The organism is Brevundimonas sp. MYb52, from assembly GCF_002979535.1.
Classification (GTDB): domain Bacteria; phylum Pseudomonadota; class Alphaproteobacteria; order Caulobacterales; family Caulobacteraceae; genus Brevundimonas.
Genome location: NZ_PCPB01000017.1, coordinates 54945 through 66328, shown reverse-complemented (window position 1 = coordinate 66328; position 11384 = coordinate 54945). Strand labels below are relative to the sequence as shown.

Sequence of the window (11384 nt, the reverse complement as noted above, 5' to 3'; positions counted from 1 at the left end):
AACCCTCCCCCCTCGAGGGGGAGGGCTTTCGATTCCTCTTTCGACCCGCCGCCGCCCGGCCTAGCTTCCCAGCATGAGTTCGTCGCGCCTGCCTCCCCCCGCCAGCTTCTCCGCCGCCGCCGTGGCCACTGTCGTCGGCTTTGGCGGCACGGTGGCCCTGATCGTTCAGGCGGGTCAGACGCTGGGCGCCTCGCCCGCGCAGATCATCTCCATGGTCACGGCGCTCTGCCTCGGCATCGGCCTGCCCGGCGCGGTGCTCAGCTGGCGGCTGAAGATGCCGGTCGTCCTGGCCTGGTCGACGCCGGGCGCGGCCCTGCTGGCCGCCTCGACGCTGGGCCTCGGATGGAACACCGCCGTCGGGGCCTTCATCATCGCCGGGCTGCTGATGGTGCTGACCGGGCTGGTTCCGGCCCTGGGGCGGCTGGCCGAGCGCATTCCGGCGGCCGTCGCCTCGGCCATGCTGGCGGGGGTGCTGTTGCCCTTCTGCCTGAAGCTGTTTCTGGTCTTCCCGACCGACATGGCGCTGGCGGCAGGCCTGCTGGCGGTCTTCCTGATCATGCGAAGGGTCGCCGCCGCCTGGGCCCTGCCCGCGGTTCTGGTCGCCGCTTTTGCGGTCCTGGCCCTGAGGGGTCAGGTTGCCCTGCCCGCCGGGACTGGCCTGTTCGGCGAGTTGTCGCCGGTCACGCCCGCCTTTGACTGGAAGGCGGCGATCAGCCTGGCCCTGCCGCTCTATCTGGTGACCCTGGCCTCGCAGAACCTGCCCGGTCTGGTGGTGCTGAGGGCCGCCGGCTACGCCCCGCCCGCCGGAAAACTGATCTTCTGGGGCGGTCTGACCAGCACGCTTCTGGCCCCCTTCGGCGCCCACGGCGTCAACCTGGCCGCCATCACCGCCGCCATCTGCACCGGTCCCGAGGCCCATCCCGACGCCGACCGGCGCTGGACCGTCGGCGTCCTCTACGGCCTGATCTATCTGGGGGTCGCCCTGTTCGCCGCGCCTCTGGCCGGGCTGTTCATCGCCATGCCGACCGGGGCGCTGGCGGTCATCACCGGCCTGGCCCTGATCGCGCCGCTGACGGGGTCGCTCACTGGCATGATGAGCGTGGTCGAGGATCGCGAGGCGGCGGTGCTGACCTTCGCCGCCACGGCCTCGGGCGTGGCCCTGTTCGGGGTCGGTTCGGCCTTCTGGGGGCTGGCGGTCGGCTTCACCGCCCTGGCCGCGCGGCGCTGGATCCGCGCCAGACCCTGACCCGGTTTTACATTTCTCGCTCTTCCGTCCCAAGCGCGACTGTGACAGCCTGAGGCTCGGCCGACTGGCGGCCACAGAACGAGGCGATCATGGCGCACAAGTTTGAAGTCTATCAGGACAAGGCCGGCGAGTTCCGCGTCCGGTTCAAATACAACTCCGAGATCATCTTCTCGACCGAGGGCTACTCGGACAAGTCGGGCGCCAAGCGCGCGATCGAGTCGATCAAGAAATACGTCGGCGACGCCCCGACCGAAGAAGTCTGAGCCGCGCGGGGGCGTGGCGCTTTCGCCCGCCCCCGCACCCCTTGCTTACGGCCGCGCCGGGATGTTCAGACCCCGCTGCACCGCCGGCCGCGCCAGGCCCCGCTCCAGCCAGGCGGCCACGCGCGGGAAGTCAGCAAACCCGACCAGATCGCCCGCCTCATAGAAGCCGATCAGGTTGCGCACCCAGCCCAGGATGGCGATGTCGGCGATGGTGTAATCCGCGCCCATGATCCAGTCGCGGCCTTCTAGACGTCCTTCCAGAACCCCCAGCAGACGTCGGGATTCGGCGACGTAGCGATCGCGCGGGCGCTTGTCCTCGAACTCCCGCCCGGCGAACTTGTGGAAGAAGCCGACCTGGCCGAACATCGGACCGATCGCCGCCATCTGGAAGAAGACCCACTGCAGGGTCTCATAGCGCGCCGCCGGATCAGCGGGCAGGAAGCGGCCGGTCTTCTCGGCCAGATAGACCAGGATGGCCCCGGACTCGAACAGGGGCAGCGGCTTTCCGCCCGGACCATCGGGGTCGATGATGGCCGGAATCTTGCCGTTGGGATTCAGCGACAGATAGTCGGGCGTCCAGGTCTCGTTCTGGCCGATGTCGACCAGATGCGGTTCATAGGCCAGACCCAGCTCTTCCAGCAGGATGGAGACCTTCACGCCATTGGGCGTCGGCAGGGAATAGAGCTGCAGCCGGTCGGGATGCTGGGCCGGATACTGGCGGGTGATCGGAAAGGCGGACAGGTCGGCCATGGGGCGCTCCGGGCGGGTTGAACCTCCCATGTCGGAAGCCTGGCCGCCCGTCGCAATAGCCACCGCTTCAGTGGCGGTCGATCAGGCCTCATCGCGCTCGTCCACCTCGGTCGGACGCACGATGCGCAGCCAACCTTCGGAAATGCGCAGATCCGGCGCCGCCTCGCGGGTGAAGGGCAGATACCAGGTCGGACCGCCCTCCTTCGGGCTGATCTCCAGCATGTCCGAGGCGCCGAAATTCTGCACCGACTTGACCGTGCCGACCACGGCGTCGTCCAGATCGCGGGCTTCCAGCCCGACCAGATCGGTCAGGTAGAACTCGTCTTCGTCGGGTTCGGGCAGGCGGTCGCGCGGCACGAACAGCTTTTGCCCGCGCGCGGCGTCGGCCTGTTCCTTGGTGGCGATCTCCTTGACCTTGGCCACCACGCCCGCCTTGTCCGGCCGCGCCGAGATCAGGGTCAGGGCCGGCGTGCCGTCGGCCTTCAACAGGGGCTGATAGGTCATCAGCGCCATGGGGTCGGCGGTGAAGGCGGTGATGCGCACCTCGCCCTTCACGCCGAAGGCGCCGCCGATCTGGCCGACGAGGATCATCTTGTTGTCGTCGCTCATCGACAGGCTCCGTTTCGCAGTTCCAAGCGCCAGATAGCAGAAAAGCAGCGCCCGGGATCGGACGCTGCTTTCCATTTCCGCATCCCGGCCGAAGCCGGGAAGCCGAAGGGTTTAGCCCTCGGCGTTTTCTTCAGCAGCCGGAGCTTCTTCAGCAGCGGCTTCGACCGGGGCTTCTTCAGCAGCCGGAGCGTTCTTGGCGGCTTCAGCGGCGGCAGCGGCTTCTTCCTTGGCGCGGGCGGCGGCTTCAGCAGCCTCGACCTTGGCGGCGGCTTCAGCTTCCAGACGGTCGGCTTCGCGCTGGGCGCGCTCGGCGGCGCGTTCCTGGGCCTTCTTGCCCGGCGTGCCCTTGTTCGGGTTGTTCGACTGGGTCCAGGTCACCTTGCCGACCAGAACTTCGTCCTGCGACTGGCTGATGAAGCGCGCGACGCGGTCGGTGGGCTGAGCGCCCTTGCCCAGCCACTCGGCGATGCGCTCGGCCTTCAGGGTGACGCGCGGTTGGGCGCTGTCCTTGGGCAGCATCGGGTTGTAGCTGCCGACGCGCTCGATGAACTTGCCGTCGCGCGGAGCGTGCGAGTCAGCAACGACGATGTAGTAGTAGGGGCGCTTCTTGGCGCCGCCGCGGGCCAGACGAATCTTCAGCATTTTCAGTCTCTTTCTTGAAAGTCGAAATCAGTTCTTTTTCGGGAAGCCCGGCAGGCCCGGAAGGCCCCCCGGAAGTTGTCCGCCGCCCAGTCCGGCAAGCCGGTCCTGAATGGCTTTCATTTCGTCGGCGCTGGGTTCGGCCATCTTGCCGCCGCCCAGGGCCTTGAGGCGGGCCATGTCGGGGCCGCCCATTCCGGGGAGGCCAGGCATTCCACCGCCGCCTCCGCCGAGACCGCCCATCATGGCGGCCATCTTCTGCAGGTTCTTGCCGCCGCCCTTGGACAGGGACTTGACCATGTCGGCCATCTGCCGGTGCTGCTTCAGCAGGCGGTTGATGTCCTGGACCTCGACGCCGGCGCCGGCGGCGACGCGCTTCTTGCGGCTGGCGTTGAGCAGGTCGGGCTTCTTGCGCTCGGCCTTGGTCATGGAGCTGATGATGGCTTCCTGGCGGGCGATCATCTTGTCGTTGACGTTGCTGTCGGCCATCTGGGCCTTCAGCTTGGCCACGCCTGGCAGCATGCCCATGATGCCCTGAAGCCCGCCCATCTTCTTCATCTGCTGCAACTGGGCGGCCAGGTCGTCCAGATCGAACTGACCCTTGGCCAGCTTGCGGGCCATCTTCTCGGCCTTGGCCTGGTCCAGCTCGGTCGCGGCCTTTTCGACCAGGGCGACGATATCGCCCTGGCCCAGGATGCGGCCGGCGACGCGGCGGGCGTCGAAGACGTCGAGGGCGTCGACCTTTTCACCGGCGCCCAGATACTTGATCGGCAGGCCGGTGACGGCGCGCATCGACAGCATGGCGCCGCCGCGGCCGTCGCCGTCGGCGCGGGTCAGCACCAGGCCGGTCAGCGGCAGGCGCTCGTGGAAGGCGGCTGCGGTGCGGACCGCGTCCTGACCCGTCAGGCTGTCGGCGACCAGCAGGGTCTCGACCGGATTGGCGACGCGGGCGACCTCGGCCACCTCGGCCATCAGGGCCTCGTCCAGCGTGATGCGGCCGGCGGTGTCGAGGATCAGGACGTCGAAGCCCTGAAGTTTTGCGGACTGCAGCGCGCGCTTGGCGATCTCGACCGCCGACTGGCCCGCCACGATGGGCAGGGTCGCGACCTCGATCTGCTGACCCAAGGTCGCCAGTTGCTCCATGGCCGCCGGACGACGCGTGTCCAGCGAGGCCATCATGACCTTCTTCTTGTCGAACTTGGTCAGACGCAGGGCCAGCTTGGCCGAGGTCGTGGTCTTGCCCGAGCCCTGCAGCCCGGCCATCAGGATCACGGCGGGCGGCGTCGCATTGATGTTGATCGGGGTCGGCTCTTCGCCGCCCAGCATCTCGACCAGACCGTCATAGACGATCTTGACCACCTGATCGGCCGGCTTGACCGAACGGATGACCTCTTCGCCCGTCGCCTGTTCCTTGGCGCGGCTGATGAAGTCCTTGACCACCGGCAGGGCGACGTCGGCCTCGAGCAGGGCGACGCGGACTTCGCGCAGCGCTTCCTCGACATCCCTTTCGGACAGGGCGCCGCGGCCGGTGATCCGGTCGAATACGCCTGTCAGCCGCTCGTTCAGAGCCTCGAACATTCAAAACCTTTCATGCGCGAACCCTGACCCCCATAGAGAAACGGCCTCTGGCGACGATCACGTCGGCAGAGGGTCCTCGCCGGGCTCGTCCACCTAAAGGTGGGGTCGTACCGGAGGAGGCGCAGGTTCAATTGCGCCGGAAGCCGCGGCTTATGGAGCATCCACAGGCAAATGTCGACTCCTGCATCGACGCCGCCTCAACCACACAAAGGGTTTCAGCGTTGACCATAGGGACTAGCCGGTTCGGATTCCGCTGATACGGTTCCGCTTCCAGCCTCCCCGCTGAAGGACAATGCGATGATCCAGGCCGCCGACGATCGACTGCGCGACGAAGTTCGCCTGCTGGGCGCCCTGCTCGGCGAGGTGATCCGCGACGAGGGCGGACAGGAACTCTACGACCGGATCGAGGCGGTGCGTCAGGCCTCGGTGGCCTATCACCGCGACCCGGCCTCGCATGACGCCTCGCAACTGGAAGCCCTGTTGAAGGACCTGTCGCTGGATCAGGCCATCGGCCTGACCCACGGCTTCGCCGCCTTCTCCCTACTGGCCAATGTCGCTGAGGATCGGGCGGGCAAGCGCCGCGCCCGCGATCAGGCCGAGGCCGGCGAACGCGCCGACACGCCCGAGGGCGCGCTGAAACGGCTGGACGCGGCGGGCGTGGACCGGGCGGCGGTGCGCGACCTGCTGTCGGACGCCCTGATCTCGCCGGTGCTGACCGCCCACCCGTCGGAGGTGCGCAGGAAGAGCGTCATCGACCGCATCAGCGCCGTCGGCGCCCTGCTGGACGGCTGCGACCGCGACGGGATCGCCTGTTCGCCCACGGCGCTGAAGGCGGCCCTGCGCCGTCAGATCGTCATCCTGTGGGCCACCCGCCTGACCCGCGCCTCGGGCCTGGTGGTGCAGGACGAGATCAACACCGTCACCGACTGGCTGCAGCGCATCTTCCTGCACGTCGCCCCGGCCCAGTTGGCCGAGTGGCGCGCCCTGCTGGACGCGCCCGACCTGCCGCCCTTCCTGCGCATCGGCACCTGGGTCGGCGGCGACCGCGACGGCAATCCCAATGTCGACGCCACGGTCATGGCCGCCGCCTTCCGCACCCAGTCGCGCGCCGTGCTGCGCTTCTATCTGGACGAGGTGAACGCCCTGGGCGAAGAGCTCAGCCTGTCGGCCGACCTGACCGCCGTCACCCCCGAACTGGCGGCCCTGGCCGAAAGCTCGGCCGACGCCTCGATCCAGCGCGCGGACGAACCCTATCGCCGGGCGCTGAGCCGCATCTACGCCCGACTGTCGGCCACCCATCTGGCCCTGGCCGGCGGGCCCGCCCCCCTGCCCGCCTCGTTCGAGGCCCCAGCCTATGACGGCCCCGACGCCTTCCGCGCCGATCTGGCCGTGCTGCACGACAGCCTGATCCGCACCCACGGCGCCGTCTTCGCCGACGACCGGCTGGCGCGGCTGATCACGGCGGCGGACGTCTTCGGCTTCCACATGGCCACCCTGGACCTGCGCCAGAACTCCGACGTCCATGAACGCGTCGTCGCCGACCTGCTGAAGGTGGCGGGCGTCTGTCCCGACTATGTCGCCCTGGACGAAGAAGCCCGCCTGACTCTTCTGGCGGCCGAACTGGCCGGACCGCGCCCCCTCTTCTCCCCCTATGCCGACTACGCGCCCGAGACGTCGAAGGAACGCGCCATCCTGCAGGCGGCCGCGAACGCGCTTTCCGCCTTCGGCCCCCAGGCCATCCGCACCCACATCGTCTCCAAGACCGACGCGGCGTCGGACATGCTGGAGGTCTATCTGCTGCTGAAAGAGGTCGGGCTCTACGACCCGGCCGATCCCGCCGCCTGCCCCATCCAGGCCGCCCCCCTGTTCGAGACCATCGAGGACCTGCGCGCCTCGCAGCCGACGCTGGAGCGGGTGCTGGCCGAGCCCTCGGCCCGCGCCGTGGCGACCGCGCGCGGGGTCCAGGAGGTCATGATCGGCTATTCCGACAGCAACAAGGACGGCTCCTACCTGACCTCGGGCTGGGAACTGCATGAGGCCTCGCGCGCCCTGCTGGACGTGACCCGCGCGGCGGGCGTCCGCCTGCAACTGTTCCACGGTCGCGGCGGCGCGGTCGGACGCGGCGGCGGCTCATCCTTCTCGGCGGTTCTCGGCCAGCCCGCGGGCACCGTGGCCGGGCGCATCCGCGTCACCGAACAGGGCGAGGTCATCGCCAACAAGTATGGCGAGCCGGAGGTGGCGCAGAGGAACCTGGACGCCCTGACCTGCGGGACCTTGCTGGCCTCGCTGGGGCCGCAGACCGACGCGGGCTACAGCCTTGAGCATGGGGTCACGGCGGCCCGCCTGTCGGCGGCCTCGATGAAGGCCTATCGCGCCCTGGTCTATGAGACGCCGGGCTTCGTCGACTATTTCCGCGCCGCCACCCCCATCGCCGAGATCGCCGACCTGAAGATCGGCTCGCGTCCAGCCTCGCGCTCGACCTCCACCGCCATCGAGGACCTGCGCGCCATTCCCTGGGTCTTCAGCTGGTCGCAGTCGCGGGTCATGCTGCCCGGCTGGTTCGGCTTCGGCTCGGCGGTCCAGGGCGAAGACCCGGACGAGCTGCGCGACATGGCCGCCGCCTGGCCCTTCTTCCGCACCGTGGTCCAGAACATGGAGATGGTGATGGCCAAGGCCGACATGGCCATCGCCCGTCGCTACGCCGGACTGGTCCCCGATCCCGCTCTGGCCGAGCGCATCTACGGCGAAATCCACGCCGAATGGAACCGCACCAAGGCCGCCGTCCTGTCGATCACCGGCCACGACGACCTGCTGGGCGGCCAGCCCGAGCTGGACCGCTTGATCCGTCAGCGCATGCCCTATGTCGAACCGCTGAACCACGTCCAGATAGAGCTGATCCGCCGCCGTCGCGCCGGAGACGACGACCCGCGCGTCCGCAACGGCATCCTTCTGGCCATCAACGGCGTGGCGGCGGGCCTCAGGAACAGCGGCTGATCACAGCCACTTCGTCCGCTTGAAGGTCACATAGAGGCCCAGGCAGATGGCGACGATCAGCCCCATCACCGCCGGGTAGCCATAGACCCAGCGCAGCTCCGGCATGTGTTCGAAATTCATGCCGTAGATGCCGGCCACCGCCGTCGGCGTGGCCAGGATGGCGGCCCAGGCGGCCAGCTTGCGGGTGATGACGCCCTGACGCTGCTGCTCCAGCAGATTGGAGACCTCGAACACCGACGACAGGATGTCGCGCAGCGCCGCCGTCCGGCTGGCGACACGCCGCACATGGTCGGCCACGTCGCGGAAATAGGGGCGGACCTCGCGGTCGATGCAGGGCAGGTCCAGAGACTGCAGCTTGTTGGCCACCTCCTCCATCGGGCCCAGCACCCGGCTGAACTTCAGCAGTTCGCGACGCAGCAGGAACAGGCGCTTGATGTCGGCCCGCGACAGGAAGCTGTCCAGCGCCCTCTGCTCCATCTCCAGCACGCTGTCCTCGATCTCGTCGACGATCGGCACATAGCCGTCGACGATGAAGTCCAGCACCCCATGCAGGATGAAGTCGGCGCCATGCTTCAGCTGCAGCGGCGAGGCCTCCAGCTGGGCGCGCAGCTGGGTGTGGGCGCGGGCCGAGCCGTGGCGAATGGTGATGACGAAGCGCGACCCGACAAAGACATGGGTTTCGCCATAGAGAATATGGTCGTCGTCGCCCTTCTGGGCCGTACGGGCGACGATGAACAGCTCGCCGCCATAGACCTCGATCTTGGGCATCTGATGCGCCGACAGCGCGTCTTCGACGGCCAAGGGGTGCAGGCGAAAGCGCTTCACCAGCCCCTCGAACTCCTCGTCCGTGGGCTCATAGAGGCCGATCCACAGATACTCGCCCGGCTTGAGCCGCAACCCCGCGTCGGTCAGCGGCGCCTCGCGAACGCGCTTGCCGTCCTTGTAGACGTAGGAGGCGACAACCGACATCCGAACCTCATCAACGGATCAACAGCCAAGGCTTACGCCACATCGCGCTGGAAGCCAAAGCACTGGATCCCGGCGTCCGCCGGAATGAGCGGAAAGAAAAAGGCTCGACAGGTCACCCCGCCGAGCCTCTTCCAATTTCAGCGCCTAGCGGGCCTCAAGTAGGCCGTAAGGCCGTTAGGCCCCCTAGGATGTCGGGAAGCCGCGCACCTTCAGCAGGGCCGCCACGTCCGGGTTGCGGCCGCGGAACTGACGATAGGCGTCGCCGCGGTCCGTGGTGTTGCCCGGCGCCAGGATGATCGACTTGAAGCGTCCGCCGATGTCCGGGTTGAAGACGTCGCCCGACTCCTCGAAGTAGGCCCAGGTGTCGGCGTCCATCACTTCCGACCACAGGTAGGAGTAGTAGCCGGCCGAATAGGCGTCCGAGGTGAAGAGGTGATTGAACTGCGGCAGGCGGTGCCGCATCACGATCTCCTTGGGCATGCCCAGACGGTCCAGCGAGGCCTTCTCGAAGGCGGCGATGTCGGTCGGCGGCACAGCCTGGGTGTGCAGGTCCATGTCGACCAGGGCCGAGGACAGGTAGCTGACGGTGGCGTAGCCCTGGTTGAAGGTCGAGGAGGCCTCGATCTTGTCCACTAGCGCCTGCGGCATCGGCTGCTTGGTCTCGACGTGCTTCATGTAGCCGTCGAGGATCGGGCGGCTCAGCACCCAGTGCTCGTGCACCTGCGACGGATACTCCACGAAGTCGCGCGGCGTGTTGCCGAACGACGGGTAGGTCACCACCGACGAGAAGTAGTGCAGGGCGTGGCCGAACTCGTGGAACAGGGTCTCGGCGTCGTCCAGCGAGATCAACAGGGGCTGACCGGCTTCCGCCTTAACGAAGTTGTTGTTGTTCGAGGCCAGGATCGGCTTCGAACCCGTCAGTTGCGAGAAGGACCGATAGGTGGTCATCCAGGCGCCCGAACGCTTGCCCGGACGGGCGAAGTCGTCGGCGTAGTAGAGGCCGATCAGCTTGCCGGTGGCCTTGTCGGTGACCTCATAGGTGGTCACGTCCGGCTCGAAGGTCGAGACCGTGCCCTTGGCCAGCGGCTTGAAGACGAAGCCGTACAGGCGTTCGGCCATGTAGAAGGAGGCCGCGCGCACCGCGTGCAGTTCGAAGTAGGGCTTCAGCTCGTTCTGATCGAGGTCGTACTTGGCCTTGCGGACCTTCTCGGCGAAGTAGAGGTAGTCCCAGGGCTCGATGTCGAAGCCGGCGATCGCCTTCATGTCGGCGACCTCCTCGGCGACGCGGGCCTTGGCCGGGGCCCAGACGCGCTGCATCAGCTCCATGGCCGCGGCCGGGGTCTTGGCCATGGTGTCCTGCATGCGCCAGTCGGCGTGGTTGCCGAAGCCCAGCAGGCGGGCGCGCTGCTGACGCAGGGCGACGATCTGGGCGATGGTCGACTTGGTGTCGTTGGCGTCGCCGTTGTCGCCGCGCTTGACGAACTTCTTCCACACCTGCTCGCGCAGGGCGCGGTCGTCGGCGAAGGTCAGGAAGGGATCGACGCTGGAACGAGTGTTGACGATGGCCCAGCCCTGGACGTTGCGCGTGCGCGCGGCGGCGGCGGCGGCGGCCTTGTTCGAGTCCGGCAGGCCCTTCAGGCCGGCTTCGCTGGTGATGACGGTCCAGGTGTTCTCGTCGGCCACCACCTTCTGACCGAAGCCGGTGAAGGCGTTCGACAGGGCGGTGTTGATGCGGCCCAGCTCGGCCTTGCCGGCCGCGTCCAGGGCGGCGCCGTTGCGGATGAAGGCGTCGCGGCTGCGCTCGGCCAGACGGGTCTGCTGGGCGTTCAGGCCGCTGGTCTCGGCGCCGTCGGCCACGGCCTTGATGCGTTGGAACAGCTTCTCGTTGAAGGTGATCTCGTCCGAAGCGGCCGAGAGGATCGGCGACAGCTCGGTCTCCAGCACGTCCCACTGGTCGCCGCCGATGTTCGACGTCATGACGCTGAAGATGTTGATGGCGCGGTCCAGAGGCTCGCCGACCAGCTCCATCGCCACCAGGGTGTTGGCGAAGGTCGGGGCCTCAGGGTTGTTGGCGATCGCGGCGATGTCGGCGCGTTGTAGTTCAATGCCTTCCAGGATGGCTGCGCGCATCTTGGGCGCGGTCACCTTGTCCCAGGGGGGCACGCCTTCATAGGGGCCGGTCCAGACCTGAAGCAGCTCGGCGCTCGGGGCGGTCGCCGGCAGGACGGCGCGGGCGATGCGGGCTTCATCAGCGGTCGAGAGAGCCGAAGCCGATCCGGTCATTCCGTTCTCCAGAGCGCCAGCGGAGGCGCAGCCCGTCAGAGCAAAGAGGCTCG

The 11384-nt window shown here is 67.9% G+C and carries 9 protein-coding genes; 3 read left to right on the top strand and 6 right to left on the bottom strand.

Translation table 11 applies throughout. The annotated features are described in order from the left end of the window. Window positions 1–73: 73 nt before the first annotated feature. Window positions 74–1246 (top strand): benzoate/H(+) symporter BenE family transporter, encoded by a 1173-nt coding sequence (locus tag CQ039_RS15045; RefSeq protein WP_105564606.1) that lies wholly within the window; start codon window positions 74–76, stop codon window positions 1244–1246. A gap of 89 nt (window positions 1247–1335) precedes the next feature. Then, window positions 1336–1509: a DUF1508 domain-containing protein gene (locus tag CQ039_RS15040; protein ID WP_076224443.1), complete on the top strand. Its 174-nt coding sequence runs from the start codon at window positions 1336–1338 to the stop codon at window positions 1507–1509. Between the two features lie 45 nt (window positions 1510–1554). On the opposite strand, the gene CQ039_RS15035 is transcribed toward CQ039_RS15040, so the two are convergent. The 4 genes from CQ039_RS15035 to ffh form a co-directional block, all read right to left on the bottom strand. Further along, on the bottom strand, window positions 1555–2259 hold the full coding sequence (locus CQ039_RS15035; RefSeq protein WP_105564605.1) for a glutathione S-transferase N-terminal domain-containing protein: 705 nt from the start codon (window positions 2257–2259) through the stop codon (window positions 1555–1557). Between the two features lie 81 nt (window positions 2260–2340). Then, window positions 2341–2874 carry a ribosome maturation factor RimM gene (rimM, locus tag CQ039_RS15030; protein WP_369831568.1) on the bottom strand — a complete coding sequence of 178 codons (534 nt, stop codon included), beginning with the start codon at window positions 2872–2874 and terminating at the stop codon, window positions 2341–2343. A gap of 105 nt (window positions 2875–2979) precedes the next feature. Continuing rightward, entirely contained in the window at window positions 2980–3510 is a 531-nt protein-coding gene (gene rpsP, locus CQ039_RS15025) for a 30S ribosomal protein S16 (protein WP_105564603.1), read from the bottom strand. 27 nt (window positions 3511–3537) lie between these two features. Then, entirely contained in the window at window positions 3538–5085 is a 1548-nt protein-coding gene (ffh, locus tag CQ039_RS15020) for a signal recognition particle protein (RefSeq protein ID WP_105564602.1), read from the bottom strand. Window positions 5086–5382: 297 nt separating this feature from the next. On the opposite strand from ffh, the gene ppc reads away from it, so the two are divergent. Continuing rightward, entirely contained in the window at window positions 5383–8079 is a 2697-nt protein-coding gene (ppc, locus tag CQ039_RS15015; protein WP_105564601.1) for a phosphoenolpyruvate carboxylase, read from the top strand. Here ppc and corA read toward each other — a convergent pair whose 3' ends face one another. Together corA and CQ039_RS15005 are read right to left on the bottom strand one after the other, a co-directional pair. Beyond that, window positions 8080–9048, bottom strand: a complete 969-nt coding sequence (gene corA / locus CQ039_RS15010; protein WP_105564600.1) for a magnesium/cobalt transporter CorA — start codon at window positions 9046–9048, stop codon at window positions 8080–8082. It abuts the gene before it with no gap. A gap of 183 nt (window positions 9049–9231) precedes the next feature. After that, the gene (locus CQ039_RS15005; protein ID WP_233190314.1) at window positions 9232–11331 is read right to left on the bottom strand and encodes a M3 family metallopeptidase; all 2100 of its coding nucleotides are present in this window, start codon (window positions 11329–11331) and stop codon (window positions 9232–9234) included. Between the last annotated feature and the right edge of the window lie 53 nt (window positions 11332–11384).